This is a genomic window from Gemmobacter nectariphilus DSM 15620 (genome assembly GCF_000429765.1).
Taxonomy (GTDB): Bacteria; Pseudomonadota; Alphaproteobacteria; order Rhodobacterales; family Rhodobacteraceae; genus Wagnerdoeblera; species Wagnerdoeblera nectariphila.
In genome coordinates, this window is record NZ_AUCM01000003.1 from 227,117 (window position 1) to 252,802 (window position 25,686).

At 65.7% G+C, this 25,686-nt stretch carries 23 protein-coding genes, 2 tRNA genes and 1 other RNA gene; 11 read left to right on the forward strand and 15 right to left on the reverse strand.

Features of this window, described 5'->3' with window-relative positions:
* The first annotated feature begins 130 nt into the window (after nucleotides 1-130).
* Nucleotides 131-1,084: a DUF808 domain-containing protein gene (locus tag G481_RS0101135; RefSeq protein ID WP_028028371.1), complete on the forward strand. Its 954-nt coding sequence runs from the start codon at nucleotides 131-133 to the stop codon at nucleotides 1,082-1,084.
* A 66-nt stretch (nucleotides 1,085-1,150) separates the two neighbouring features.
* Nucleotides 1,151-2,209 carry a dipeptidase gene (locus tag G481_RS0101140; protein WP_028028372.1) on the forward strand — a complete coding sequence of 353 codons (1,059 nt, stop codon included), beginning with the start codon at nucleotides 1,151-1,153 and terminating at the stop codon, nucleotides 2,207-2,209.
* 126 nt (nucleotides 2,210-2,335) lie between these two features.
* Here G481_RS0101140 and tkt read toward each other — a convergent pair whose 3' ends face one another.
* Nucleotides 2,336-4,357, reverse strand: a complete 2,022-nt coding sequence (tkt, locus tag G481_RS0101145; protein ID WP_028028373.1) for a transketolase — start codon at nucleotides 4,355-4,357, stop codon at nucleotides 2,336-2,338.
* 199 nt (nucleotides 4,358-4,556) lie between these two features.
* On the opposite strand from tkt, the gene G481_RS22490 reads away from it, so the two are divergent.
* From G481_RS22490 to G481_RS0101160, 3 genes are all read left to right on the forward strand, one after another.
* Nucleotides 4,557-5,093: a hypothetical protein gene (locus tag G481_RS22490; RefSeq protein ID WP_051294225.1), complete on the forward strand. Its 537-nt coding sequence runs from the start codon at nucleotides 4,557-4,559 to the stop codon at nucleotides 5,091-5,093.
* Nucleotides 5,080-5,505 carry a cell division protein ZapA gene (gene zapA / locus G481_RS0101155; RefSeq protein ID WP_028028374.1) on the forward strand — a complete coding sequence of 142 codons (426 nt, stop codon included), beginning with the start codon at nucleotides 5,080-5,082 and terminating at the stop codon, nucleotides 5,503-5,505. The genes G481_RS22490 and zapA overlap by 14 nt, the downstream gene beginning before the upstream one ends.
* 956 nt (nucleotides 5,506-6,461) lie before the next feature.
* Nucleotides 6,462-6,535: transfer RNA gene (locus G481_RS0101160), tRNA-Cys, on the forward strand.
* 758 nt (nucleotides 6,536-7,293) lie between these two features.
* Here the strand turns inward: G481_RS0101160 and G481_RS0101170 are convergent.
* From G481_RS0101170 to G481_RS0101185, 4 genes are all read right to left on the reverse strand, one after another.
* A complete protein-coding gene (locus G481_RS0101170; protein ID WP_028028376.1) occupies nucleotides 7,294-8,127 on the reverse strand; it encodes an arginyltransferase in 834 nt (277 codons plus the stop codon).
* A gap of 81 nt (nucleotides 8,128-8,208) precedes the next feature.
* Complete coding sequence (locus tag G481_RS0101175; protein WP_028028377.1) at nucleotides 8,209-8,667, reverse strand: RDD family protein; 459 nt, start codon at nucleotides 8,665-8,667, stop codon at nucleotides 8,209-8,211.
* Nucleotides 8,668-8,744: 77 nt separating this feature from the next.
* Nucleotides 8,745-9,191, reverse strand: coding sequence for a DUF2852 domain-containing protein (locus G481_RS0101180; RefSeq protein WP_035024741.1), 447 nt, complete (start codon nucleotides 9,189-9,191; stop codon nucleotides 8,745-8,747).
* A 319-nt stretch (nucleotides 9,192-9,510) separates the two neighbouring features.
* Nucleotides 9,511-9,741, reverse strand: coding sequence for a DUF6324 family protein (locus G481_RS0101185; protein WP_028028379.1), 231 nt, complete (start codon nucleotides 9,739-9,741; stop codon nucleotides 9,511-9,513).
* Between the two features lie 256 nt (nucleotides 9,742-9,997).
* Here G481_RS0101185 and G481_RS26830 point away from each other — a divergent pair, with 256 nt between their 5' ends.
* Nucleotides 9,998-10,708 carry a Hint domain-containing protein gene (locus tag G481_RS26830; RefSeq protein ID WP_154664490.1) on the forward strand — a complete coding sequence of 237 codons (711 nt, stop codon included), beginning with the start codon at nucleotides 9,998-10,000 and terminating at the stop codon, nucleotides 10,706-10,708.
* Complete coding sequence (locus G481_RS26835) at nucleotides 10,690-11,118, forward strand: Hint domain-containing protein (protein WP_028028381.1); 429 nt, start codon at nucleotides 10,690-10,692, stop codon at nucleotides 11,116-11,118. The genes G481_RS26830 and G481_RS26835 overlap by 19 nt, the downstream gene beginning before the upstream one ends.
* Nucleotides 11,119-11,175: 57 nt before the next feature.
* On the opposite strand, the gene G481_RS0101200 is transcribed toward G481_RS26835, so the two are convergent.
* The 5 genes from G481_RS0101200 to hmgA all read right to left on the reverse strand — a co-directional run bounded on the left by G481_RS0101200 (nucleotide 11,176) and on the right by hmgA (nucleotide 15,652).
* Nucleotides 11,176-11,252, reverse strand: a tRNA-His gene (locus G481_RS0101200).
* Between the two features lie 52 nt (nucleotides 11,253-11,304).
* A complete protein-coding gene (locus G481_RS0101205) occupies nucleotides 11,305-11,502 on the reverse strand; it encodes a DUF2783 domain-containing protein (RefSeq protein WP_028028382.1) in 198 nt (65 codons plus the stop codon).
* A gap of 3 nt (nucleotides 11,503-11,505) precedes the next feature.
* Nucleotides 11,506-13,122: an FAD-dependent oxidoreductase gene (locus G481_RS0101210; RefSeq protein WP_028028383.1), complete on the reverse strand. Its 1,617-nt coding sequence runs from the start codon at nucleotides 13,120-13,122 to the stop codon at nucleotides 11,506-11,508.
* Nucleotides 13,123-13,179: 57 nt separating this feature from the next.
* On the reverse strand, nucleotides 13,180-14,130 hold the full coding sequence (locus tag G481_RS0101215) for an MBL fold metallo-hydrolase (protein WP_028028384.1): 951 nt from the start codon (nucleotides 14,128-14,130) through the stop codon (nucleotides 13,180-13,182).
* 166 nt (nucleotides 14,131-14,296) lie between these two features.
* A complete protein-coding gene (gene hmgA, locus G481_RS0101220) occupies nucleotides 14,297-15,652 on the reverse strand; it encodes a homogentisate 1,2-dioxygenase (protein ID WP_028028385.1) in 1,356 nt (451 codons plus the stop codon).
* 278 nt (nucleotides 15,653-15,930) lie between these two features.
* On the opposite strand from hmgA, the gene G481_RS22495 reads away from it, so the two are divergent.
* The gene (locus G481_RS22495; protein ID WP_035024744.1) at nucleotides 15,931-16,392 is read left to right on the forward strand and encodes a MarR family winged helix-turn-helix transcriptional regulator; all 462 of its coding nucleotides are present in this window, start codon (nucleotides 15,931-15,933) and stop codon (nucleotides 16,390-16,392) included.
* A 9-nt stretch (nucleotides 16,393-16,401) separates the two neighbouring features.
* On the opposite strand, the gene G481_RS0101230 is transcribed toward G481_RS22495, so the two are convergent.
* On the reverse strand, nucleotides 16,402-18,702 hold the full coding sequence (locus tag G481_RS0101230) for a glycosyltransferase family 2 protein (protein WP_035024748.1): 2,301 nt from the start codon (nucleotides 18,700-18,702) through the stop codon (nucleotides 16,402-16,404).
* A gap of 163 nt (nucleotides 18,703-18,865) precedes the next feature.
* Between G481_RS0101230 and G481_RS26580 the strand changes: the two genes are divergently transcribed.
* Nucleotides 18,866-19,738 (forward strand): hypothetical protein, encoded by an 873-nt coding sequence (locus tag G481_RS26580; RefSeq protein WP_084450560.1) that lies wholly within the window; start codon nucleotides 18,866-18,868, stop codon nucleotides 19,736-19,738.
* On the forward strand, nucleotides 19,738-21,093 hold the full coding sequence (locus G481_RS26585; protein ID WP_084450562.1) for a hypothetical protein: 1,356 nt from the start codon (nucleotides 19,738-19,740) through the stop codon (nucleotides 21,091-21,093). Before G481_RS26580 ends, G481_RS26585 begins: the two co-directional genes overlap by 1 nt.
* 382 nt (nucleotides 21,094-21,475) lie before the next feature.
* Here G481_RS26585 and G481_RS0101240 read toward each other — a convergent pair whose 3' ends face one another.
* The 3 genes from G481_RS0101240 to G481_RS0101250 all read right to left on the reverse strand — a co-directional run bounded on the left by G481_RS0101240 (nucleotide 21,476) and on the right by G481_RS0101250 (nucleotide 24,542).
* On the reverse strand, nucleotides 21,476-22,561 hold the full coding sequence (locus G481_RS0101240) for a quaternary amine ABC transporter ATP-binding protein (RefSeq protein ID WP_028028387.1): 1,086 nt from the start codon (nucleotides 22,559-22,561) through the stop codon (nucleotides 21,476-21,478).
* The gene (locus G481_RS0101245) at nucleotides 22,554-23,465 is read right to left on the reverse strand and encodes an ABC transporter permease (RefSeq protein ID WP_028028388.1); all 912 of its coding nucleotides are present in this window, start codon (nucleotides 23,463-23,465) and stop codon (nucleotides 22,554-22,556) included. Before G481_RS0101245 ends, G481_RS0101240 begins: the two co-directional genes overlap by 8 nt.
* A gap of 75 nt (nucleotides 23,466-23,540) precedes the next feature.
* Nucleotides 23,541-24,542: an ABC transporter substrate-binding protein gene (locus G481_RS0101250; protein ID WP_028028389.1), complete on the reverse strand. Its 1,002-nt coding sequence runs from the start codon at nucleotides 24,540-24,542 to the stop codon at nucleotides 23,541-23,543.
* A gap of 401 nt (nucleotides 24,543-24,943) precedes the next feature.
* Here G481_RS0101250 and G481_RS0101255 point away from each other — a divergent pair, with 401 nt between their 5' ends.
* Entirely contained in the window at nucleotides 24,944-25,270 is a 327-nt protein-coding gene (locus tag G481_RS0101255) for a hypothetical protein (RefSeq protein WP_154664491.1), read from the forward strand.
* Nucleotides 25,271-25,277: 7 nt separating this feature from the next.
* On the opposite strand, the gene ssrA is transcribed toward G481_RS0101255, so the two are convergent.
* Nucleotides 25,278-25,641, reverse strand: a transfer-messenger RNA (tmRNA) gene (gene ssrA / locus G481_RS25345).
* Between the last annotated feature and the right edge of the window lie 45 nt (nucleotides 25,642-25,686).

A 25,686-nucleotide genomic window follows, 5' to 3' on the forward strand; every position in this document is an offset into this window, starting at 1 on the left:
CCGCCAAAGGGGGCTGTCTGCCCCCTTTGGAAACCCCCTAGGGTATTTGTGGCAAGGTGATGGAGCAATTTTTCCCTTGCGATGCCCCGCGCCTGCGTTACCCCTTGAGCCAGATATCGCGGAGGTGGGGATGAGCGGTCTTCTGGCGTTGCTCGATGATGTGGCGGCGATTGCCAAGGTCGCGGCGGCCTCGGTCGACGATATCGCGGGCGCGGCGGCCAAGGCCGGGGCAAAGGCCGCGGGTGTGGTGATCGACGATGCCGCCGTGACGCCGAAATATGTGCATGGCTTCGAGGCCAAGCGCGAATTGCCGATCATCGGGCGGATCGCCCTGGGATCGCTGCGCAACAAGCTGATCTTGCTGTTGCCGGCGGCGCTGCTGCTCAATGCCTTTGCCCCCTGGATCATCACCCCGCTTCTGATGCTGGGCGGCGCCTATCTGTGCTTTGAGGGGGCGGAAAAGGTGCTGCATGCGCTGTTGCCCCATCCCCCCCATGCGGTCGAAGTGGCGCATGACACCAAGGACCCGACGCATCTGGAAGAGGAAAAGGTCTCGGGCGCGATCAAGACCGATTTCATCCTGTCGGCCGAGATCATGACCATTGCCCTGGCCGCCATTCCCGATGGCCCGCTGTGGCAAGAGGCGGTGGCGCTGGCCATTGTCGGGGTCGCAATCACGCTGCTGGTCTATGGTGCGGTGGCGCTGATCGTGAAGATGGACGACATCGGGCTGCATTTGGCCGCCGTGGGGCGGCTGGCGCCGACGCGCGCGCTGGGGCGCGGTCTGGTCAAGGGGATGCCGGGGGTGATGTGGCTGCTGTCCACGGTCGGGACGGCGGCGATGCTGTGGGTTGGCGGGTCGATCATCGTGCATGGGCTCGAGGTGCTGGGGATGCCCTGGCTGGGCCACACGATTCACGATCTGGCGCATATGGCCGAAGTGGCGCTGCCCTCGGTCGCGGCGGCGGCCGCCTGGCTGGCCAAGGCCGTGCTGGATGGCATCTTCGGCCTGATCCTGGGCCTTGCGGTCATTCCGCCGGCAACCGGCGTCATCGCACCGATCTGGGCGGCACTCCGGCGTTGATCGGGCCTTGCGGCTGCCGGGGCGCGGGGCCAGAGTGGCGCCGCACGGGAAATGGAGGCTGCTGCAATGGTCTGGCAAGTATTCGACGGTCACAACGATCTGCTGCTGCGTTTGATGCAGGCGCCAGACCGGCGCGAGGCGATCTGGCTGACCGGCGAGGGCAAGGGCCATCTTGACCTGCCGCGCATGAAGCAGGGCGGCTTTGCGGCTGGCTTCTTTGCCATCTATATCCCCTCGCCGGTCGCGCATGATGCGCCGGACTACATGACGATGATGGACAACCCGCCCTATGCGCTGCCCTTGCCCGATCTGATCGGCCACGAGGCCGCCCAGCCCGTGGCGCTGGCCATGGCGGCGCATCTGCTGTGGATGGAGCGGTCCTCGCAAGGCGCCTTCAAGGTGGTGCGCGACATGGCGGACCTGCGCGCCTGCCTGACCAGCGGCACCATCGCCGGGATCATGCACATGGAAGGCGCCGAGGCGATCGACGAGGGGCTGGATGCGCTGCACGCCTTTCATGCGCTGGGGCTGCGCAGCCTTGGCCCGGTCTGGTCGCGCCCGACGATCTTTGGCCATGGCGTGCCGTTCCAGTTCCCCGGCCAGCCCGATACCGGGCCCGGCCTGACCGATGCCGGCAAGCGGCTGGTGCGCGAATGCAACCGGCTGGGCATCATGGTTGACCTTAGCCACCTGAACGAAAAGGGCTTTGACGATGTGGCGGCGATTTCCGATGCGCCGCTGGTCGCCACCCATTCCAACGCCTGGGCCGTGACCCCGTCGACCCGTAACCTGACCGATCGCCAGCTGGAAATCATCCGCGACAGCCGCGGCATGGTGGGCCTGAACTTCGCCACCGTCTTCCTGCGCGAGGACGGGCGCCAGAACGCGGCCATGGGCTGGGACCCGATCCTGCGCCACCTGGATCACCTGCTGGACAAGCTGGGCGAGGATCACGTCGGCCTTGGCTCGGACTTTGATGGCGCCACCGTGCCCGAAGGGATCGGCGATGTGACAGGCCTGCCCAACCTGACCGCCGCGATGGAGGCCCATGGCTATGGCCCGACGCTGATGAAGAAGCTGACCTGCGACAATTGGGTTGGCCTTCTGGACCGCACCTGGAAATAGCCGCGCGGCGCTGAAGCGAAAAGGGCAGGCGCCGATCGCGCCCGCCCCTTCATCTGTCCAGAAATATCCCGGGGGGTGAATGCGGCGCAAGCCGCAGAGGGGGGCTGGCCCCCCTCTCTCTCCACCTCAGAGCAGCGCCTTGGCCCTTTCGGCCACCGCCTCGGCGGTGATGCCGAATTCGGCATAAAGCCGCTCGGCCGGGGCCGAGGCGCCAAAGCCCTCCATCCCGACAAAGGCCGATTTCGCCTCGCGCCCGCGCTCGCCCAGCAGCCAGCGGTCCCAGCCACCAGCGCGCAGGGCGGCCTCGACGGCGATGCGCACGGTGCCGGCCGGCAGCACGCGGCGGCGATAGGCCTCGGGCTGGGCCGCGAACAGTTCCATCGACGGCATCGACACCACGCGGGTCGGCACGCCCTCGGCCTCGAGCAGATCGCGCGCCTTGACGGCGATTTCCACCTCGGACCCGGTGGCCATCAGCACGACCTGCGCCTTGGCCGACGCCTCGAGCAGCACATAGCCGCCCTGTGCGGTCAGGTTCCTGGGCGTGAAGTCCTTGCGCAGGGTCGGCAGGTTCTGCCGGCTCAGCGCGAGGACCGACGGGCGGTTCGTCTGGGTCAGCGCGATTTCCCAGGCTTCGGCGGTTTCCACCGCATCGGCCGGGCGGAAGGTCAGCGTGTTGGGCGTCGCGCGGCAGATCGCCAGATGTTCCACCGGCTGGTGGGTCGGGCCATCCTCGCCCAGACCGATCGAGTCATGCGTCATCACATAGACCGTCGGCACCCCCATCAGCGCCGACAGGCGCATCGCGCCGCGGGCATAGTCGGTAAAGCACAGGAAAGTGCCGCCATAGGGCCGCACGCCGCCATGCAGCGCCATGCCGTTCATCGCCGCCGCCATGCCATGTTCGCGGATGCCATAGTGGATATAGCGGCCCTTGCGGTTCTCGGGGGTGAAGACGTCCAGATCGCCGGTCCTGGTCAGGTTCGACCCCGACAGGTCGGCCGAGCCGCCCATGGTTTCCGGCATCACCGGGTTGATCACCGCCAGTGCCATTTCGCTGGCCTTGCGCGTGGCCACCTTGGGCAGCTTTTCCGCCAGATCCTTCTTCAGCGCACGGATCGCCGGGACCAGCTTCTTCGGTGCCTCGCCCGCCATGATGCGGGTGAATTCGGCCTGGCGGGCCCTGGACAGGGTCGCGAACCGCTCTTCCCAGGCGGCGCGTTCTGCCGCGCCGCGCGCGCCGATGGCTTCCCAGGCGGCCTTGATCTCGGCCGGGATCACGAAGGGGCCATGGGGCCAGCCATAGATCTCCTTGGTCGCGGCGATTTCCGCATCGCCCAGCGGCGAGCCATGCGCCGAGGCGCTGTCCTGCTTCTTGGGCGAGCCAAAGCCGATATGCGTCTTGCAATCGACCAGAACCGGGCGGTTCGACGTTTTGGCCTCGGTCAGGGCGCGGTCAATGTCGGCCGGGTCATGGCCATCGCAGGAAATCACCTTCCAGCCCGAGGCGGCAAAGCGCTTCTTCTGGTCGGTGATGTCGGACAGCGAGATCCGCCCATCGATGGAAATGTCGTTGTTGTCCCACAGAACGATCAGGTTCTTCAGGCGCTGCATCCCGGCAAGGCCGATGGCCTCCTGGCTGATGCCCTCCATCAGGCAGCCGTCGCCGGCGATCACCCAGGTGCGGTGGTTGACGGTCTTGGCGCCAAAGCGGGCACGCAGCGATTCCTCGGCCATGGCAAAGCCGACGGCGTTGGAAATGCCCTGACCCAGCGGGCCGGTGGTGGTCTCGACGCCCTTCACATGGCCATATTCCGGGTGGCCTGCGGTGATCGCGCCCCACTGGCGGAAGTTGCGGATCTGATCGAGCGTCATGTCGGCATAGCCGGTCAGATGCAGCAGCGCATAGATCAGCATCGAGCCATGGCCGGCCGACAGGATGAAGCGGTCGCGGTCCGCCCAGTCGGGGGCGCTGGCGTCGAATTTCAGGTGCCGCTCGAACAGCACGGTGGCCACATCGGCCATGCCCATCGGCATGCCGGGGTGGCCGGAATTGGCGGCCTGCACGGCATCCATCGCAAGGGCGCGGATCGCGGTGGCCTTTTGCCAGTGGTCGGGGTGGGTGGCGCGCAGGGTGGCGATGTCCACGGGGCTCTCCTGTCCGTTGGGGCCGGGGCGGCTTGGCCGTCTGATACCAGCCTGACCTGCCTTTGCAAGCGTTCCGCAGCTTTCTGGCGCCTTGGGGTGGCGGATTCCGGTGCACGGGCGGCACCGGCCCTTGCGAGCGGCCGCCGGGGCGGGCACAATGGCCGCGTAGCCGAGCAGAAACGGAACCGGCAGGCAGGCCATGCACAACCTTGACGAACACGAACGGCGCCTTGCTGCCGCAATGGCGCGCATCTCCGCCGTCGCCGCCCAGTTGATGGAGCCGCCGGCGGCCGGGCAAACCGTTGCCGAACCCGATACCGCCTCCGAGGTCGAGATTGCCCGCCTCAACCGCGCGCTCGACGAGGCGAGTGCCCGCAACGAGGAGCTGTCAGCCCATCTTGGCACCGCCGTCGCCCAGATGGAGGCCAGCGCCGCGCTCGAGGCGCAGCTGGCCGCCCAGGCGGCGCGCATCGACGCCCAGGCGGTGGACCTGCAGCGGATGCGCATGGCCAATGTCCAGATGCGCGAGGCCCTGCGGTCCTTGCGCGAGGCGCTGGAAGGCGGCGTGCCCGATGCGGGCCATATCAACCGCGCGCTTCAGGCCGAGCTTGATGGCCTGCGGGCTGCCCGCAAGGCCGAGGTGGCCGATCTGGACCTGCTGCTCGACTCGCTGGCCCCGCTTCTGGATGAGGCCGAGGCCCCCGCAACGCTGGAGTCTGACGATGCCCGAGCTTGACATCACCATTGGCGGGCGGGCCTTTCAGGTCGCCTGCCAGCCTGGCGAAGAGGATTTCCTGCGCGCCGCTGCTGCCTTGCTCGATGCCGAGGCCGCACCGCTGGCGGCCCATGCTGGCCGTATGCCCGAATCGCGCCTGCTGCTGATGGCGGGCCTGATGCTGGCCGACCGCTTTGCCGGCGTCGAGGATCAGCTGCGCCGCGCCGAGGCCCGGCTGCGCGATCTTGAATCGCGCCCCGCCCCGCAGCCCGAACGCGTCGAGGTTCCGGTCGAGGTGCGGGTGGAAATCCCGGTCGTGCCGCAAGCTGTTCTGGACCGCCTCGCCAGCATGGCCGCCGAGGCCGAGGCCCTGGCCGAAGCACTGGAAGACCGCGCCGGCGCGCTGGCTGACGCCGCCGTCAGCGGCGACTGACCCGCCAGCGGCCGTCAACGCCGATCCCTTGCAGAGGCGCGCGGGCAAAGACCCGCCGCCTGCGGGGTTCGGCCTGATCCAGAAATGCCCGGGGATCGGCCTGCAGCTCGGCAAATGGCCGGATTGGTCAAAAGGGGGGCAAAAGGCCCCCAACGTCCTTTGACCTTTCCTGACATGCTGGTGTTCGCATCGTCCGGAACAATGCCGGTTGCATCGGGTTTGCGTTGACCTGTTGCCGTGTCCATGGCGATCGGCGGCCCGCTTTTGTCAGGGGGCTGCGGACCTCCTGTAATTCACGTCCCGCCTTGCAGCCGCCGGACAAGCAGCCCCGCGGCTGGCGGGCATGATCGATCTGCGGTCCGCACTGGGGCCGCTTGTCGGCCGAGGACCATGCCGATGGTCCGGTGCCGAATGGCGCCAGAGAACCGGGGCCTGTGCCTGACCACAGCCGGGCGGCAGGCCATGGGCCCCCTTCTGGGGGCACAGGATGCAGGGCCCGGACCGTTGCCCCGGCGGGATAAAGAGGGCCCTATACGCAATCGTATTGATCGCGCAGCAAGCTGGGGGCCACGGCGCCAAGCGCGGACCAAAGCGCTGCGCAAGACCTCAGACGACGGCCCCGGACTGCTCGGCAGGGCCATGCACCTGTGGACGCAGTGGTGTGTGCAAAGGGCGTTGAACGGGCAAGCCCGGACACCCAAGGCAGGTGCCTGGCTCCAAGATCTGCTTGGCGCATCTTCGGAAGGCCTGGGCGATTGGCGATCCCTGCCGCTACCTTGGCAAAGGCGCGCAAGCCATGCGAGACGCCGCGGAACCGGCGGGCAAGGCAACAGGTCCGCCACGACCAAGGCGCCCGTGCCTTGCTGCACTTTGGCGCCCGCAAGGTGCGCGAATGTTGCCATCGCCCCTTGCGCTTTCCGGGCGCCTCGTCTAGACGCATCACTACTCTGGACAACGGCGGGTTGGCGGAGAGGTTACGCAGCGGATTGCAAATCCGTGAAGACCGGTTCGATTCCGGTACCCGCCTCCACTAACGCAACAAGACTATTGCGTTCGTTCCGAGTACCCCATCCAAAGCCATGTTTTGCGTTGATGGACCAGTCTTGTCGCGGCGGGATGTATCTTGATTCCAAAGACTTGGCCGTCAGACAGGATCGATGAGGGAAACGCAGACCGACCCCCGCAATGCCAGGCTGACGACTGACCTGCGCCCGCACAGCGCGTGCTGGAAGGCGCGCATCCGGTTGCCGGATGGCAAGTGGCACCAGTTCTCGATCGGTTGGGACGAGCTGTCCAAGGCGAAGGACGAGGCGCTGAAACACTGTTCCACCGCCGATTTCAAGCAGAAGGACACGTTGCCGCCGTGCGCCCGCAAATTCCGGTGCGTGATGCCCCGAGCCTTGGCTGTCGATCGGTCGCCCCGGCAAGACCGGCGGTCGCGAACTGATCGCACGGTTGAACTTGCGGGGGGCGGGCCGCAACCGCCGCGCGGATCGGTCAGCACATCGGTGTCCGTGACATGGGCAAGGTTCGCGCCCCTGTGCCAGTGCGCTATGCAGTCTGTCGGGTTTCAGTAGATGCTATCGGTATGATTGCAGGATGATCGGGAATGATCCCTGATGAAACCACCGCCCACGCCGCGCGTTGGCCTGAGCTGGGGATGGGCTGGGAGAGGGGGCTTCAGCCCCGCCGGGCCGGCAGGCCGGTCCTCACCCCCAAGGATATGTGGATCAAGGCGAAGCGGGGCGGCAGTGCGCGCCGTTCTGGCGGGCTAGACGGCGGCCCGGGTCAGCGCCCGCTCAGCCCGTCGGGCAACTGGATGCGGGCGACCTGTTCCGCGATCGGGTCGACAGACAGCGGGTGGAGCGTGGCCTCGTGGCTGTCAGGATCCCCGATCGGTTGCCAGCGGCCGCCCTTGTAGATCTCCAGCGCCGAGAACTGCGCCTTGTAGCCCATCTTGCGGCTGCCGGGCACCCAATAGCCCAGATAGACATAGGGCAGACCTGCCTCGCGCGCGATGGCAATGTGGTCAAGGATCACCCAGGTGCCAAGGCTGAGATGCAGCCGGTCAGGGTCGTAGAACGAATAGACCATGCTCAGCCCGTCATCGAGAATGTCGGTCAGGCATACGGCGGTCAGCGGGCGGCCCTGTTCGCCCGGTTCGGGCGGGCGGGAATATTCGACCACGCGGGTGCGGATCGGGGTTTCCTCGATCATTGCCGCGAATTCGAAGACATCCATGTCGGCCATGCCGCCATCTGCATGGCGGCTGTCCAGATAGCGGCGGAACAGCGCATACTGGTCTTCGGTCGCCCAGGGGCTGGTCGCGTTGCGGCGCAGCGACTCGTTGCGCTTGATCGTGCGGCGCTGGGTGCGGCTGGGTTCGAAATCGGCAACGCGGATCCGCGCGGACAGGCAGGCCGAACATTCCGCGCAGGACGGGCGATAGAGCACGTTCTGGCTGCGGCGGAAGCCCTGTTTCGACAGCGTGTCATTCAGCCGTTCGGCCGGATCGCCCTGCAGCGCGGTGAACAGCTTTCTTTCCATCCGCCCGTCAAGATACGGGCAGGGCTGCGGGGCCGTCACATAGAATTGTGGCGCGATGGGAAGTGTGTGGCGCATTCCAGACCGAAGACTGTTCGCTCCAGAGGCTAGCAACCTTGATGCCCGCCGCCAAGGGGGAAGTGAGGCGGCGGGCGCTGGTTAGAGGGACTCGGCCGGGCGATTGATGGCCGCCGAGCCAAGGACCACATCGGTCAGGCTTTGACCGCGCGATCCGGTCATCATCAGGATGACCGAGACGATCTGCGGCAACAGGAACGACATCGACAGCATGTAGCCCAGCGTATGCAGCCCGGCAGTCGCCAGATCGAACCGCCGCCCGGTGCTGTCGCGGAACTCGATCCCCATGATGCGGTGTCCCCAGGTGGCCGAGCGGTTGGTCAGCGTGATGGTGCGATAGCAAAAATCGACCACCGCCCAGATCAGCGGAATGACGAACAGCCCCACGATGGTGACCAGCGAGATCGCCCCCGTGATCGCGAACACGAACGCAAGGTCAATCAGCCAGGCGAAGAACCGCTTGGCGACGATCCCCGAATAGAACCCCGGCTGGCGGTCAGGATCGGGCAGGCCGGGCGAGGGTTCGAAAGCATAGCTCATTCAAGTGTCCATCTGGCAAGAGTAGGTCCGGGCAGGGTGCCCGGACCAGTGCGGCCCGGCAAGGGCCGCAGACGGGGTCAGTAGCTGCCCGAGCCTTCGGCCGTTTCCGGTGCGGTGCGGGCGGCCTTGGCGCGGTCTTCCATGAAGGCGTCGAATTCCTGCTTGTCCTTGGCCTCGCGCAGACGCTGGAGGAAGGCCTCGAAGGCTTCCTGTTCCTCTTCGAGGCGGCGCAGGGTTTCGGCCTTGTAGGCGTCAAAGGCGAAGTTGCCCGACGGGCGCATTGCATTGAACCCCTGACTGGCCATGTGGCCACGGTGGCTGCAACGGCGGGTTCCGAACATGGTGTCATTCCTCCAGCGGTTGGTGAACGTGATGTAGAGCACAAGCGCCAGCCCCACCGGCCAGAACAGCACGAAGCCCAGAACCATTGCAGCGATCCAGGCGCCGCGGCCCTTGTTGTCGAGCCAGTCCTCGGCGCGGCCTAGCCAGGAGCGTCGCGGCACGGGCATGGTGTAGGTGGTCATTGCGGTCTCCCTTGGGTTTTCGGTTATGTGAATGTCTTTCACATTACCCAAGATCGGAGCGACCTGCCGCGCTTTCAAGAGGTGATGTTAATGTTTTTTACATGGGCAGCGAAAGACCCAAGGCTTGCGCAATTTCCAAGGGGGTGGCCCCAGGTCAAAGGTCGCGGGCCGGGTCCGCCCGGATCATGTCAGGCGATCGACTGCCTGCCCGCGGCCTGTGCCGCAAAGGTCGGGCAAGGCGAATGCCCGTTGCCAGGGCGCTGGCAACGGGTCTCAAGGCGTCGGGCGGCGGGCCAGGTTCCCGGACCGCCCGCCGCGATCAACGGCGCGGCTTGCCCTTGGGGGCGGCCTTGGTCGCTGCGCTGTCGGTGATCCGGCGCGCGGCTTCTGCGGCGGCGCGCAGTTCTTCGGCGATTTCCTCGGCCTCATCGGCGTCAAAATCCAGCGGCAGATCCACGCCGTCGCCCTCGACATAGATGCGCACCATGCCTTCGGTGGTCGGGCCGATCTGGATATTGGCGGCGATGTCGCTTTGCTTGTTGATGCCCAAGGCGGAAACTCCGGTTCAGAGGTGGCGGCAGGACGGTCTGCAAGGACCGGCAGCGAGGCGCCCCCCGGAACGCCCGTGACGGCTGTACTGTCAAGGACTTGGCGGGGTCGGCAGCGTGGCAGGAGTGATAGGCGGGAATGCGACGATTCGCCAGCGCGCAGGCGATGGGGCCAGGCATCACTGGGCGGACCCAGACAAAAGCATACAAAAGATTCCTAGTTCGTCAAAATTTCAACAATTTCGTATCGTTGGATTGTTGCCAGACCGGCATCAATCCCGTGCCGGCAGCTGCGGGCCAGAACATGCCGTTCGACCATACTTTCTGGGTGCGGATCGACAGCACTTCGGCCAACAACCCGGCGCTGAACCTAAGGGCGATCCGACCTTCGAGGTCAAATTCGTCGCGGCCTCGGGGGCCGGCGGCAATCTGATCCTAGAGCGTCCGGCGGGCGGCGGCAGCGACCCGGATACGCTGGCTCAGATCGGCGGGATCACTTACAGCTTTACCTATGAAATGACCGGGGTCTTGCCGACCTTGCAAAAGGACGGGGCGGGCAAGGTGCCCGACCAGTTCGAAGGCAGCAAGATCATGATCATCACGGTGCATGATTACCCCGCGGCCGGTCAGTCGACGCGCATCTCGTTCATGCCCGAGGAAACCGCCAGCCAGCAGGACATGAACGGCTTTGGCACCGGGGCGATCAATCTGGGAAGCGTGTCGACGACCCCCGCGCCCTCGCCGGTCTGCCTGTTGAAGGGAACACGGATACGCACCGTCTGCGGCGAGCGCCCCATCGAAGAGCTGCGCGAGGGCGATCTGGTCGTGACGGCTGACGGGGCCGCCGTGCCGGTTCGCCATGTGACCCATCAAAGCTTCCGCGATCCGGGCCACATGGATCACTGGGGGTGCGGCCGGTGTGCCTGCGCAAGGATCGGCTGGGGCCGGGTTTGCCGGCGGCCGATCTGATGCTGTCGCGCCATCACCGGATCGCGCTGACAGGGGCCGCCGTCGAGATGCTGTTCGACGAGGATCGGGTCTTCGCGGCGGCCAGCATGATCGCGGATCCCGTGCCCGACGACTGGCAGGCGCAGGATTGCATCGAATGGTTCAACATCGTGCTGGACACGCATGCCGAGGTGATCGCGAACGGCCAGCCGGTCGAAAGCCTGTTCCTTGGGGACATGGCACTGGCGCGTTTGTCTGACCGGGATCGCCTTGCGATCGCGGCGCGGTTTGCGCGCACGGCAGACGGACGAGACTGGCATGAACGCACCAGCCTTCGCACGCTCAAACGGCACGAGGCGCAGGTTTATCTGGTCGTCGCCGGACTGGGCGGCCAAGGCCAGCAGACAGAGCCTATGGCCATCGCGGCATGACCGAGATGCGTTCGCCATAAGGGCGATGCGCTGTCAGGTCTGGTTCCGGTGGGGGGATGGTACCGCCTCCCCGGCTCGAACGGGGGACCTCTGGATCCACAATCCAGCGCTCTAACCAACTGAGCTAAGGCGGCACTGGCGGCGGTTTACCCCCGACCGCCGGGGATTGCAAGCGGGGTTTCGCGCCTATTTTGCGCCGGTTTCACGGGCAAGCTGCAAGGCTTCGGCGATGGTGGCCGCATCGCCGATCTGGTTCATCAAGATCAGCACAAGCCGGGCGTTCAGCGCATGGCTTTGCGATTCGCTCAGCCCCTCATGCGCGGCGATCAGCGCCGCATAGCTGCCATCGGGGTCGGTCAGATTCGGCTGGATGATCAGGGACATCGCTTACTCCTTGCCAATGGCGCGGGCGAGGGCGGCCGCCACGGCACCAGCATCGAACCGGGTCCAGCGCGCGGCCACATGCTGATCGGGGCGGATCAGATAGACCGCCTGCGGCGCATCCCCCAGATACCGGCTGCGCAGCGCCGGATTGTCGCCTGCGCTGGCCGCCAGACGCGGCAAGGTCAGGCCATGGGCGCTCAGGCTGTCCGGTGCATCCGTGTCGATGGTCAGCAAGGTGAAGCCATCCAGCCGCGCCAGCAGCCAGCCATCTTCCAGCGGGGCATCGGGGCAGGGGCTGCCAGGGCGGGTGCGGGCGGGCAGGCCGTCCGCATCGGGGCCGTTCAAGGCCGACCCGTCATAGGTGCAGGGCACCGACAGGCGGCCCGAGTTCACGATGGTGCGGGCAAAGGGCAGCGTTTCGGCCAGCGCCAGCACCGCATTGCGAAACATCTTCGACACCGGCGTCTTCGGCGTGATGAAATCGGTCGCCCGGGTGGAGTTGAGGATATTCTCGTCCGCGCCATGCACGCGTTCGGCATCATAGCTGTCCAGCAGCGATTCGGGCGCGGTGCCGTCCAGCACCAGCGCCAGTTTCCAGCCCAGGTTGTCCACGTCCTGAATGCCCGAATTGGCCCCGCGCGCGCCAAAGGGCGACACCTGATGCGCGCTGTCGCCGGCGAACAGCACCCGGCCATGGCGGAACCGGTCCATCCGCCGGCACTGAAAGGTGTAGATCGAGGTCCAGACCAGATCATAGGGCACATCCGGGCCCAGCATGGCATCGACGCGGGCGCGGATGCGGGCGGGGTCCAGCTCGGCCTTGCGGTCGATGTTCCAGCCCAGCTGAAAGTCGATCCGCCAGATCCCGTCCGGCTGCTTGTGCAGCAGCGCGGAATCGCCCGACTTGAAATGCGGCTCGAACCAGAACCAGCGCTCGGTCGGGAATTCGGCCTGCATCCGCACATCGGCGATCAGGAAATTGTCCTCGAAGACGCGGCCGTCGAAGGCCAGCCCCAGCATCGCACGCAAGGGGCTGCGCGCCCCGTCGCAGGCGATCAGCCAGTCGGCCTCCAGCTGATAGGCGCCGTCCGGCGTTGTGACGTCCAGCGTCACATGGTCATCCGCTGTCCGGATCGCATCCACCCGGTTGCGCCCGCGGATCTCGATCGGGGCGCCATCGGCTTGCGCCCCCAGAATGGCATCGTGCAGGAATTTCTCGAAATAGGGCTGCTGCAGGTTGATGAAGGCCGGGAAGGCGTGGCCATCCTCGGGCAACAGGTCAAAGGCATACAGCTGCCGGTCATCGTGAAACACCTTGCCGGTGTTCCACACGACCCCCTTGTCCATCATTGGCCCGGCTGCGCCCAGACGGTCGCAGATTTCCAGCGTGCGCTTGGCGAAACAGATCGCGCGGCTGCCTGCGCCCACCCCTTCGTGATCGTCCAGCACCAGCACCGGCACCCCGCGCCGGCCCAGATCCAGCGCCATCGCAAGGCCGATGGGCCCGCCCCCCACCACCACGACAGGATGGCGGCGCACCGGCCCGTCCTGATCGGGCGATTTCGCATAGGGATACAGCCGGAACGCAAGATCATAGCGCGGCTCTACAGCGTCGTTCATCGGCCAGCCTCCCCGCCTGCCGCGATGGGGCCGGGCGGTGTCGCCCGGCCGGATCCGTCAGCCCTGAAGCGCCGCCCACATGTCCAGATCGCGCTGCGCGGTCCAGATGCGCGGGGTGTCGATCCCGCGCGCCTCGTCATAGGCGCGGGCAACGTTGAATGGCAGGCAATGTTCGTAGATCGCGTAATCCTTGAACTTGGGATCGCATTCGGCCCGCACGGCATCCCAGGCCTCTTTCAAGCTGCCGCCGCGCGCGGCGATGCGTTCCACCGGGCGGAAGGTCGATTGCACGAAATCGCGGGTGTTCTCGATGGCCTTGTCCACCATCGCAGACCCGACCAGCGCATCGCCCCGACCCGGCGCGATGGCATCGACATTGAACGCCTTGATGCGGTCCAGCGTGCCGCCCCAGTCGCGGAAATGCCCGTCGCCGCAATAGCAGGCAGAATGGTATTCCACGATGTCGCCGGTGAACATGACGTTCTGATCCGGCACATGGATCACGATATCGCCCGCCGTATGCGCCCGGCCCAGCTGCATCAGATCGACCCGCCGCTTGCCCAGCCAGACCGACATGCGGCCGTTGAACACCGTGGTCGGCCAGGTCAGGCCGGGAATGCTTTCATGGCCCTGGAACAGGCGGGGAAAGCGCTGGAATTCGCTGTCCCAATCCTCTTGGCCGCGTTCGACCACCATGTTGCGGCCCATCTCCGACATGATGACCTGTCCGGCGCCAAAGGCGCTGGCGCCCAGCACGCGCACGGCGTGGTAATGGGTCAGCACGACATGGCTGATCGGCTTGTCGGTGACGGTGCGGATGCAGTCGATCACCTTTTGCGCCAGACGCGGCGTTGCCTGCGCCTCGACCACCATCACGCTGTCATCGCCGATGATGACGCCCGAATTCGGATCGCCCTCGGCGGTAAAGGCATAAAGCCCCTCGCCGATCTCGGTGAAGCTGATCTTCTTGTCGCTCATATCGCCTTGCGAGGCAAAGGCCTTGGCCATGGTTCGTCCTTTCTGGGAAAGCGTCTGGCCATGTCCCTCCCCGGAATGGCCGCGCCCTTTCATCTGTCCATAAATATCCTGGGGGCGCCGGTTGGTGCGCCATTGGTTCGAGAACCAACCGGCGCGGCCGGAAACCGGCCGGCCGGGGGGCAAGGCCCCCCGTCCCTCACTTCACGCCGGGTGTGCCGTCGAATTTCTTCTCGAGGCTGGCCCAGCAGTCGATGTAATCGTCCTGCATCGGGGCCGAGGTTGCCGCCCATTCCGTCAGGTGCTGGGGAAAGCGGGTCTCGAACATGAAGCTCATGGTCTCGTCCAGCTTCTCGGGCCTCAGAGCGGCGTTCGAGGCGCCTTCAAAGGCGTTGCGGTCCGGCCCGTGCGGCAACATGCAGTTGTGCAAGCTCATGCCGCCCGGGACGAACCCCTTGGGCTTGGCATCATAGATGCCATAGATGTTGCCCATCAGTTCCGACATGACGTTCTTGTGGTACCACGGCGGGCGGAAGCTGTGTTCGGCCACCATCCAGCGTTCGCGGAACAGCACGAAGTCGATGTTGGCCGTGCCCTCAAGGCCCGACGGCGCGGTCAGCACGGTAAAGATCGACGGGTCGGGATGGTCGAACAGGATGGCGCCGACCGGGGAATAGGTGCGCAGATCATATTTGAACGGCGCATAATTGCCATGCCAGGCCACCACATCCAGCGGCGAATGGCCAATGCGGGTGCGGTGGAACTGCCCGCACCATTTCATCACCACCGAGGATGGCACCTCGCGGTCTTCAAAGGCCGCAACGGGGGTCTTGAAATCGCGCGGGTTCGCGAGGCAGTTGGCACCGATCGGGCCGCGGTTGGGCAAGGTAAAGGGCACGCCATAGTTTTCGCACACAAAGCCGCGGCACGGGCCTTCCAGCACCTCGACCCGGTAGACAAGGCCACGCGGCAGGATGGCGATTTCCTTGGGCTCCAGGTCGATCACCCCGAGTTCTGTGCAGAACCGCAGCCGGCCTTCCTGGGGCACCACCAGCAACTCGCCATCGGCCGAATAGAAATATTCGTCCTGCATCGAGGCGGTCACCAGATAGATATGCGCGGCCATGCCGGTCTGGGTGTTCACATCGCCCGCCGTGGTGGCCGTGCGCATCCCGGTGATCCAGGTCAGGCGGTCATCGGAATGCGGCACCGGATCCCAGCGATACTGGCCCAGCGAGACGACATCGGGCAGCACATGCGGCGCCGATTTCCACAGCGGCACGTCGATCTTTTCGAACCGGGTGGTGTGCTTGACGCTGGGGCGGATGCGGTAGCACCAGGTGCGTTCCGGGTGCGGCTTGGTAAAGGCCGATCCTGACAGCTGTTCGGCATAAAGCCCGTAGTTGCATTTCTGGGGGCTGTTCTGCCCTTGCGGCAGGGCGCCGGGCAGGGCTTCGGTTTCGAAGTCATTGGCGAAACCGGGCATGTAGCCCTCGTTCGTGCCGGTCGAGGTCGCCGCCCGGATCATCCCGGCGGAAAGCGCGTGGCTGGTCATGGGATCCTCCCTTGCAGGCCGTGGTCTGCTTGAGCTGCATAATGGTTGCACTTGCAACGATGTCAAGCAAAGATGACTTTGCGCGGCAAGGTTCGGGGCCTGTGACGGGCGTGGAAAGGGGGCCTTCTGCCCCCTCTTGCCCGTTCCGGGCAATTCACCCCCGAGGATATTTTCGGACAGATGAAGGGGCGCTCGGTGGTTTGCGCATCAAGGGCCAGGGCCGCGATTGCGGTGGCGGCGGGCGCGTGGCAGGGTTGGCGGGCAGGAGAGGGCAGGGCATGACGGGCGAGACGGCATTCGATCTGGGCGGATTTCTGCCCTATCTGCTCAATCAGGCGGCCGAGGCGACCTCGCGCGATTTTCAGGCGATCTACCGGGCGGCCTATGGGTTCACCCGCACGCAATGGCGGGTGCTGGCCAACCTTGGCAAGTTCGGCGCAATGACCGCGCGTGACATTTGCCGGATCACCCATATGGACAAGACCAAGGTCAGCCGCGCGGTGGCGGGGCTGGAGGCGGGCGGCTATCTGACCCGTGCGCCCAGCCCTGGTGACCGGCGGGCCGAGATCCTGTCGCTGACGGCTGCGGGCGAGGCGGCCTTTGCCGATCTGGGCCAGCGCGCCATCGGCTATGACCATGCGTTGCGGCGCGAGCTGGGGCCGGATCTGGCGGACCAGCTGGATGGCTTGTTGCGCCGGCTGATCGCGCGCGGCGGGCTGGACTTGCCGGCCGAGGATTGACGGGCAGGGCTAGTGCTCTGCCTCGCCCGCGTGATGCACGGTGAAGAAGAAATCCGGCGCAAGTGTGGGCGCCAGTGCCACCTTGTCGGGGATCACCTGGGGTCCGGCGTTGAACACTGCGGATCCGAAATGCGGGGTGCGGCGCGACAGGGTTTCCATGCGCGGTCCGGTCAGTTCGGCATAGAACGCCTGATAGTTCGGCGTTGCGCGCAGCTCGGCGATCTTGGCACGGTGGGCGGCGACACAGCCCTGGTGCGCGGCGCGGATCTCGGGGTCCGAGAGCAGCCGGTCGTATTCGGCCCGCAGCATCGGGATGCGCGACTGGATCGAGGGTTCATGCACCACGTTGTGGTTCATGCGGAACCAGTAGTGCAGGCCCTGATCGCGGTCGACATGGTTCACCCGGCCGCGGTCGCGCTTGACCAGAAAGCTTTCGGCCGAGCGCACGGCATAATGGTTCAGCTGCACCCAGTCATAGCCATAGGTGTCGGTGGTGGATCGCCAGCCGTTGCGGAACATCTCCTTGGGCATCCGCTTGCCGGACCCGTTCAGCCAGAGCACCTGATCCCACAGATCGGGCTTGAGCCCCTTGGGGCGGTGAACGCCCAGCTTCTTGTAAAGGTCGATGTTGCGAAACAGTGTCTTGAAGCCCCAGGCCTGATGGGGCTTGCGCATCATCTCGGGGGCGGCCAGCGGGAACTGCTCCAGCAAGAAGCGGTCGCTGTAGTCGCGCACATCGGCATTGCCGAACAGCCGCCAGGTCAGGCTGATCATGTTGGCGCCGGGCAGGGCGGTCTCCATCGCGGCGTAAAGCGTTTCAAGCCGGCCGTCGCCCAGCTTGATGTCGATGAATTCATCGACATCCATGCAGATCGCCCAGTCGGCATTCTGGATCAGCGGCTCGGTCTCGGCTGCCTGCAACGCGGCGTGCTGGGGTTTGAGCGCATCGCCCGGGCGGTAGGGGTTTGTCCGGTGCTGAACCAGGCCCTTGTCTTGCAGCAGCATCAGGAAAGTGTCGGTGCCATCGGTGCAATCGTTGGTATAGATCAGGAAATCCTGCACCCCGATCGCCCGGTGATAGGCCAGCCATTCCAGGATGAAGGGCCCTTCGTTCTTCATCGTGGTGACAATGGCGGTGCGGTTGCGCCCCGGCACGGGCTGACGCCGCTCTGACGCGGGGGCGCGCACGGGCTTCCAGCCGAAAGCGTCGGTCGCCAGCGCGACCAGCGCGGGATCCTCGATCAGCGAGGTTTTCGGCGCCAGTTCCGACGAGGACCGCCCCGGCACCCGGATCGCCATGGCGCGCAGGAAGGGCACGACGACCCCCGGATCGGGCTTGGCATAAGAGACGCGGATGGTGCGCCATGTGTTGTCGATCCCCGCCTTGCGCGGCGCCACACCCCAGCGGGCAATGCCGCGGCGGGCATCGAACTGGCGGCAGATATGATCGCCAAAGCGGGCCGGCTGGTCGTTGCGCACCCGCCAGGGGTAGATGCGGTGCCCGGCCATCAGGATGACGCCGTTCCTTGCGCTGTCGCACAGGTCAAAGGCGGTTGGCATGTCGGCTGGGCGCGGGGCAAGGATATCGCAGCAATCCAGCAGCAGCACCGCCCGCGCATCGCCCAGCCAGCGCCATTTCAGCAGCTCCAGCACCAGCGCCTCGCCCAGTTGCGAGCGCCAGGGGTCGGGCGCGGGCTGGTCCATCCGGTCCTTGCCGGGGGCATCGGGGGCCAGGAACGGATGGGTTTCCGGGCCAAGGTCGGGTTTGCCAAGCGGCATGTCGGGTTCGACCAGCAAGGCAATGGGGGCGATCCCGGCCGCGCCCAATGCGGCCTGCAAGCCTTTGGCAAAGGCGGCATGGCCGGTCTCAAGCGGCGCGCGGTTGACGATCAGCGCGGCATCTGCGCCGTGGTGGCGCGTGTGATAGGCCAGCCAGTCGGCCACCACCTCGGGCGGCTCGTCCAGACGGAAGGCCAGCAGCACGTTGCGCCCGGCCAGCAGAGTCCGTTCCTGCGGGTCGGGGCGGATTTCGGCCGCCGTGCCATCGGCCAGCGCCAGCCGCACCGGGCCGGTTGCGCGGGCGTCATACAGCACCCCGCCCGAGACCTCGCGGATTTCCAGCGCCTCGGCATGGCCCTCGCCGGGCAAGGGGGCAAATTCGTCACGCGCGGTTCCGCTGGCAAAGAAGGCCCGCACCCGTCCCGGATCGTCGCTTTCGGCCACCGCACCCAGCAGCGCCAGCCGCCCGCCCGCCAGCCGCGCGCTCAGCGGCCGCCGCAGCACCTGTGCCCTGTCATCCGTCCTGCCCATTGCCGCCTCCGTCTGCGCCGTCTTGCGCGGCCCCGCACCGGGCATAGCATGGCCGAGGCGCCTGGCAAAATGCTTGTGCGCCAAGCCTGTGCCCCAATTCGGTCAGATTGTTTCCCCAGCGCACCCCCTATAGTCTTCAGCGTCGTCAAGGTGAGGGAATGTGATGGGCAAGGCATATCGGATCGGCGCGCTGTGGATCGGCGGCAGCCTGAGCTATCTGGAACAGCTGTGCCTGAAGTCCTTTGTCGATGCCGGCCAGCCCGTCGTTCTCTATACCTATGAAGGCGTGACCAACGCGCCCAAGGGCGTGGAACTGGCCGATGCGAACGACATCCTGCCGCAGACCGGTTTTCTGCGCCATGCCCGCACCGGCAGCCCGGCGCTGCATTCCGATGTGTTCCGCTATCACATGCTGGCCAGGCACGATGACATGATCTGGGCCGATACCGATGCCTATTGCGTCAAGCCGTTCACGACGGACACGGGGCATTTCTACGCCTGGGAATCCAGGCACGGGCTGAATGGCGGCGTTCTGGGTCTGCCCCAGGACAGCGAGACATTGGCGGCGTTGCTGGCGTTCACCAGCGACGAATTCGCCATTCCCGACTGGTTCGACGAGGCCGAAAAGGCCCGGCTTCAGGCGCTGAAGGATGCCGGCACCCCGGTTCATGCGGCCGAGATGCCCTGGGGGGTCTGGGGGCCGGCCGCGCTGACGCATTATCTGAAAAAGACCGGCGAGGTGAAATTCGCCTTGCCGCGGGTCGCGCTCTATCCGTTCCACTACAAGGACCGGCGCATGATGCTGCGGCCCGGCGTCGACATGGCGGATTATGTGACGGACGAGACCTTCTCGATCCACTTCTATGGCCGGAGGATGCGGGCGCGCATCCTGTCGACCGAGGCCTCGGGCATTCCGCGCCCGCGATCCGTCATTGGCAAGCTGCTGAAAAAGCACGGGATCGACCCGACACTTGCCCCGCTGAAGCGCCCCGTGCTGCCCGATCCCGACAGGGTCGAGGAAGGCGAGGCGGTGTGATGGCGCCGGCCGACCTGCTGGACGCCCTTGGCCGGTCCGAGGTGGCAAGTTTCGCCGATCTGGGCGGCGGGGCGCGCGATCTGGCGCTGGCAGCGCATGGCCGCTGGGACTGCGAGATCGTGCTGGTCGATCTGGACCGCAAGGGGCAGTTCCCGCAGATCGAAAGCGACTGGGTGGCCGGCTATCGCGACGGGCTGATCGCGCAAGGCCTCGATCCGGCGTGCATCCGCGTGGTGTGCTCGGACAAGGGGCTGAAGCCCTGGGACGTGATCGCGAACCTCAACGGCTTTGGCGATCGCTGGAAGATCAAGCATATGGCCCCGGTGCTGGAACGTTGCCTGCATTCCGACAGCCGGATGCTGATCGACATCCGCAAGGGCTCGGGGGCGTTTCCCTTCCTCAAGGATTACGGCAGCACCGTCATTTTGGCCGAAGAGCAGGGCGGCGATCTGCGCCGGGTGCTGTTCATCCCGAACCCGCCTGCGCCGGTGCATGACCCGGAATGGACGAAGATCGCCATGCAACTGGCTGGCAAGGAAGGGTTCTTCCGCGAAAAGGCAGGCCATTCCTTTCTCTATGTCCCGCGATCATCCGATGTGCTGGTGGTGACCTTCGACAACCTGGACATCGCCATGAACAAGCGGGCGGAACGCCGGCCCTGGGGGTTCGAGTTCATCGAGAAACAGGGCTGGTCCATGCTGGGCGCCATGGCAGGCGGCTGGACCTGGTATCGCGAACCCTGGGTCTGGGCCGAATTCGACCGCCTGCGCGACGAGGGGTTCTTTGCCCGGTTCCGCCGCGTGGTGTTCTATGGTGCCTCGATGGGCGGCTATGCGGCGGCGGCGTTCTCGGGCGCCTGTCCGGGGGCGGATGTGGTGGCGATCTCGCCACAATCGACGCTGGATCGCGGGCTGGTGCCGTGGGAAACCCGCTACAAGACCGCCTGGGACCGTGACTTTTCCGGCCCCTATGGCGATGCGGCGCAGGTCTCGGGCGCGGCGCGGCGCGTGACGATCCTTTATGATCCCTACGAGCCGCTGGACGCAGGCCATGTCGCCCGCTTTGCCAACCCCAATGTGCTGAAACTGCGCGCACCCCTGATGGGGCACCGGCTGGGATCCTCGCTGCACCAGATGGGCATCCTGACGCCGATCATCCTTGGCGCACTGGATGGCACGCTGACCGCCGAGGATTTCTATGCCCGCCTGCGGGCGCGGCGTGACTTTCCGCGCTATCAGCGCGAGCTGTTCGAACGCGCGGCCCGCAAACACCCCGAACTTGCCCGCCGCCTGGGCCGCTGGGTGCTGGCACGGGGTGAAAACCGGGCGATCCGGCAGGGAATGGCGGCGCTGTAGGACGGGCCGATACCTCGCCGCGATCCGCGTCAGCCTTTGTGGCAGATGCCGCAAAGGGGGCCTTCTGCCCCCTCTTGGCCTCTCGGCCAATTCACCCCCGAGGATATCTGGATCAAGGCGAAAAGCAGGAAAGCGGCCGCGCGCTGCATCGGGGCGCTGTCCGCCCGCCGGGGCAGACCGCCCGTCTGCTTGTGGAATGTGCCCGCTCCCACGCTCCTTCGCCTGGCAGCCTTGCCTTTTTGAAAATACCCTGCGGGGTGGTCCAGAGGGGTGCAAAACCCCTCCGGGGTCGGGGCCGGACGGATCGGCTGCCAGATGCGGACCGGACGCCGAATGCAAGGGGGCCGACCCCGAATGGGCCGGCCCCGCTCTTGCGTGCCGCTCAGGCCGCCTTTTTCGGGCTGGCCAGCATGGATCGCATGATGTCTTCCAGTCCCACGATGCCGCGCGGCTGGCCCTGGCGTGACAGCACCGTCACCAGATCGCCCGGCGCGTCGATCAGGCGTTGCGCGGCCTCTTCCAGCGTGGTGTTGCCGGGCAGATGCAGCGCGGGCCAGTCCATCGCATCGGCCTTGCGCCGCAGGATGGACCGCAGGCGCACCACGCGGCCGCGGTTCACTTCCTTGACGAAGGCGCGGACGTAATCGTTCTGCGGGTTCAGCACGATCTCCTCGCCCGTGCCCTGCTGCGAGATCTCGCCCGCGCGCAGGATGACGATCTTGTCGCCCAGCCGCAACGCCTCGTCCAGATCGTGGGTGATGAAGACGATGGTCTTGCCCAGCTCCTTTTGCAGATCCAGCAGCACTGTCTGCATGTCCACCCGGATCAGCGGATCCAGCGCCGAAAACGCCTCGTCCATCAGCAGGATCGGCGCATCGTTGGTCAGCGCCCGCGCAAGGCCGACGCGCTGCTGCATCCCGCCCGAAAGCTGGCTGGGATAGCGGTCCTCATAGCCCTTCAGGCCGACCCGCTCGATCCAGTGCCGCGCGCGTCTTGTGCTGTCCTCGCGCGGGATGCCTTGAATATCAAGGCCATAGACCGCGTTTTCCATCACCGTCCGGTGCGGCAGCAGGGCGAATTTCTGGAACACCATCGCCGTCTTGTGGCGGCGAAAGGCGCGCAATTCCTCGGGCGACATCTTCACGACGTCCTGTCCGTCGATCAGCACCTCCCCGGCGGTGGGCATGATCAGGCCGTTGATGTGGCGCAAAAGGGTCGACTTGCCCGACCCCGACAGCCCCATGATCACCGAGATCTTGCCGGCCGGCAGATCGGTGGAAATATCGCTCAGGCCCAGGGTATGCCCGTGTTTGCGGTTCAGGTCCGCCTTGGTCATGCCGGCCTTGACGGCCTCGACATGTTTCGCAGCATCGGGGCCGAAGATCTTGTAAAGATTGCGGATCTGGATGCCGGGGACGGTATCGTCATCATCCGCCGGCGGCAGATCGGTCTGGATCTGATCACTCATCGGTGGCCCCCGCATGTCGTTGCAGCCGCTTGCCATAGGCTTGCGAGGCGCGGTCGAAGGCGATGGCGATCGCCACCAGCGCAAAGCCGTTCAGGAAGCCCATGGTGAAGAACTGGTTGTTGATGGCCTGAAGCACGTTCTTGCCAAGGCCGCCCACGCCCACCATCGAGGCGACGACCACCATGGACAGCGACATCATGATCGTCTGGTTCACCCCGGTCATCAGTGTCGGCAGCGACAGCGGCAGCTGCACGTTCCACAGTTTCTGCCGGTTCGACGAGCCAAAGGCATCGGCGGCCTCGATCACCTCGCGATCGACGAGGCGGATGCCAAGGTTGGTCAGCCGGATCATCGGGGGCGTGGCATAGATCACCACGGCGATCATGCCGGGCACCTTGCCGATGCCGAAGATCACGACAACCGGGATCAGATAGACAAAGCTGGGCAGCGTCTGCATCACGTCCAGGATCGGGGTGATGATGCCCTGCGCGCGGTCGGACCGGGCTGCCAGAATGCCGATGGGCAGCCCGATGATCACCGCGACGAGGGTGCAGACCGTCACCATCGACAGGGTGATCATCGTGTCCTGCCACAGGCCGAACCAGCCGATGGCCAGCAGCGCCGCAGCCGTGCCAAGCGCGATGCGCCAGGACCGGCTGGCAGCATAGGCCACCGCGATCAGCACGGCAAAGACGACGATCCACGGGGTGTTGACGAACAGGCTTTCCAGCCCGTTCAGGAATTTCTGCAAGGGTGCGGTAGCCGCGTCGATGACGGGCGAGGCCTCGCGCACGATGTCGCGAAAGCCGGTGTCGATGCTGCGTCGCATCTGGCGCAGGGCGCTGCCGCTAAGTTCGGGTGCATCGCACAAAAGCGCGGGTAGCCCCCAACAGGAAGATGCCATGGGCAATCCCTTCTGTATCGGGTGAAAAAGGAAAACCGCCCGGCGATGCCGGGCAGTTCAGGCCGGATCAGCGGATCAGAGCGCGCCTTGCACCTTGGCGGCCGCGGCATCGTCCAGCCAGGCCTTCCAGATCTCGGGATAGGTTTCAAAGAAATACCAGGCGGCGTCTTCGTTGGTGCCCTGGTTCGCGTCCATCCAGGCCAGGATCGCGTTCACCACATCGTTCGACCAGGCGCGCTTGCCCAGATAGTCCATGACCACGGCATTGTTTTCGGCCACGTTCCTGGTCACGACGGTAAAGACCTCGGCCACCGGATATTCGGTCACCTTGGGGTCTTCGCAGTCGGGCACTGCCGTGCAGCGGTTGAATTCGGCCATGTCCAGCTCGGTGCCGAAGGGCAGCTTGACCATGTCATATTTGCCCAGGATCGCGGTGGGTGCCCAGTAATAGCCCAGCCAGCCCTGCTTGCGCTCATAGGCATTGGCGATCGAGCCATCGAGCCCCGCCGCCGAGCCGCTGTCGACCAGGTCAAAGCCCTTGTCAGCCGCACCGACCGCGTTGAAGAGGTTCGCCGTGGTGATCTGGCAGTTCCAGCCGGCCGGGCAGTTCATCACGCCGCCGCGGTCGGGGTGTTCGGGGGCAGGGAACAGGTCGGGACGGGCCAGCGCATCCGGCACGGTCTTGATGTCGGGGTGCGCGTCGGCGATGTATCTGGGGATCCACCAGCCCTCGACCCCGCCATCGGTCAGGATGCGTGCGGCTTCGATCAGCCGGCCTTCCGCGACGGCGGCGTTCAGCGGATCCTTGACCGCGTTGATCCACAGCTCGGGGGCGATGTCCGGCTCGCCCTTTTCGTTCATCGAGGTGAAGGTCGGCATCGTGTCGCCCGTGACCAGATCGACGGTGCAGCCATAGGCTTCTTCCAGGATGATCTTGTCGACCCAGGCGGCAACCCCGGCCGAGGCCCAGTTCATCTCGGCAATCGAGACGCGGCCGCAGCTATCCTGAGCCATGGCAGCCCCAGCCATCAGGCCCGAGCAAAGGGCGATGGCCGAAGCATGAAACAGTTTCGTCATGACGGACTGTCCTTGTCTTTGTGCAGCGCAAGTCAAGACCCGCCGCGGCGCTGCCCCGCGACGACCCGCTGGATTATTGTGACTTCCATCGCGTGCCGCCGAAGGCGACAGGAAGCCGAAGCGCAATGCGCAAGCGCATCACAAACGTGCTCCACCATGCCGGCCACAGGGGCCTCGGGCGGCACAAAACGCGCATCACTGGGCGCGTATGCGTCTACATATAGTTCAAGGGTCATGAAATATCAAACCCTTGTGTTCAGTTTTCTGAATTCTGTGCGTTTTTGTTTAGAATGGGGGGCTTGGGTCGGGTGCGGCTTGCAACCCTGGCGGGCAGAAACTTGCCGAAGCGGGGCGATGGCGCCGGCGGCCTTGTGCCGAGCGCGCCGCCCAAGGTCAGGCAAGTGCTTGGACCCTTTGCCGCGCTGCGCCATCTTGCGCGCATGACCATTCCCGCCCCGGACCCCGCCAGCCCCGCTCTGCCGTTCCTGACGCTTGATGATGCGCTTGTCCTGCGCAAGGGGGTGCGCGGCGTGGCCGCCGTCACCGTTCGGATGATCGGCACCCATCCGACGGCCGATGCCGAGATCCTGGCATTCCTGGAAGCCGAGGGGCTGGAAACCTCGCTTCAGCGGATCGAGCTGATGGAACCCGCGCCCCTGCGCCGGCTGGTGTTCCGCTATAGCGGAAACCGCGCAGAACTGACGGTCGCGCCGCAGGCGCCAGCATAAGGGGGGAGGTGCAGGTTTCTGTTGCCAGGCACCTGCGAGCCCCGCCTTACGCGGCTAAGCGCAAGGGCTTTAGGTTTCGGTTACCCGAGCTGCTTACGCAGCCAGAGCGACCGGAGCACGGTTGTCGTTGGCAACTGTACTTTTGCACCGATAACGGTGGTAGCTCACCGAGGCAAAGCAAACACCTTTGGACGTTCGTCGATCCTGTTTCGGCCCCATGCCCCCGCAACGAACGGGTGATTGGTGGAGCCGCCGGGTACCGCCCCCGGGTCCGATCCGCTTATTACGTGCGCGTTTATGCCCATAGTCCCGGTGCGTTGCCGCCCCTGAACAGCGCCAACATAGGGGGCCGGCCAGCGGTTCGCAAGGGCGCTGCGCTGTCACCGAAGCTTCATCAAGCCGAAATCCCCGCGTTA

What these genes read in the sequence shown, in the direction of transcription:
- G481_RS0101135 (WP_028028371.1), top strand. Translation starts at nt 131, where the DNA reads ATGAGCGGTCTTCTGGCGTTGCTCGATGATGTGGCGGCGATTGCCAAG.
- G481_RS0101140 (WP_028028372.1), top strand. Translation starts at nt 1,151, where the DNA reads ATGGTCTGGCAAGTATTCGACGGTCACAACGATCTGCTGCTGCGTTTG.
- G481_RS22490 (WP_051294225.1), top strand. Translation starts at nt 4,557, where the DNA reads ATGCACAACCTTGACGAACACGAACGGCGCCTTGCTGCCGCAATGGCG.
- zapA (WP_028028374.1), top strand. Translation starts at nt 5,080, where the DNA reads ATGCCCGAGCTTGACATCACCATTGGCGGGCGGGCCTTTCAGGTCGCC.
- G481_RS0101170 (WP_028028376.1), bottom strand. Translation starts at nt 8,127, where the DNA reads ATGCGCCACACACTTCCCATCGCGCCACAATTCTATGTGACGGCCCCG.
- G481_RS0101175 (WP_028028377.1), bottom strand. Translation starts at nt 8,667, where the DNA reads ATGAGCTATGCTTTCGAACCCTCGCCCGGCCTGCCCGATCCTGACCGC.
- G481_RS0101180 (WP_035024741.1), bottom strand. Translation starts at nt 9,191, where the DNA reads ATGACCACCTACACCATGCCCGTGCCGCGACGCTCCTGGCTAGGCCGC.
- G481_RS0101205 (WP_028028382.1), bottom strand. Translation starts at nt 11,502, where the DNA reads ATGTCCCTGATCATCCAGCCGAATCTGACCGACCCCGATGGCAGCTAT.
- G481_RS0101210 (WP_028028383.1), bottom strand. Translation starts at nt 13,122, where the DNA reads ATGAACGACGCTGTAGAGCCGCGCTATGATCTTGCGTTCCGGCTGTAT.
- G481_RS0101215 (WP_028028384.1), bottom strand. Translation starts at nt 14,130, where the DNA reads ATGGCCAAGGCCTTTGCCTCGCAAGGCGATATGAGCGACAAGAAGATC.
- hmgA (WP_028028385.1), bottom strand. Translation starts at nt 15,652, where the DNA reads ATGACCAGCCACGCGCTTTCCGCCGGGATGATCCGGGCGGCGACCTCG.
- G481_RS22495 (WP_035024744.1), top strand. Translation starts at nt 15,931, where the DNA reads ATGACGGGCGAGACGGCATTCGATCTGGGCGGATTTCTGCCCTATCTG.
- G481_RS0101230 (WP_035024748.1), bottom strand. Translation starts at nt 18,702, where the DNA reads ATGGGCAGGACGGATGACAGGGCACAGGTGCTGCGGCGGCCGCTGAGC.
- G481_RS26580 (WP_084450560.1), top strand. Translation starts at nt 18,866, where the DNA reads ATGGGCAAGGCATATCGGATCGGCGCGCTGTGGATCGGCGGCAGCCTG.
- G481_RS26585 (WP_084450562.1), top strand. Translation starts at nt 19,738, where the DNA reads ATGGCGCCGGCCGACCTGCTGGACGCCCTTGGCCGGTCCGAGGTGGCA.
- G481_RS0101240 (WP_028028387.1), bottom strand. Translation starts at nt 22,561, where the DNA reads ATGAGTGATCAGATCCAGACCGATCTGCCGCCGGCGGATGATGACGAT.
- G481_RS0101245 (WP_028028388.1), bottom strand. Translation starts at nt 23,465, where the DNA reads ATGGCATCTTCCTGTTGGGGGCTACCCGCGCTTTTGTGCGATGCACCC.
- G481_RS0101250 (WP_028028389.1), bottom strand. Translation starts at nt 24,542, where the DNA reads ATGACGAAACTGTTTCATGCTTCGGCCATCGCCCTTTGCTCGGGCCTG.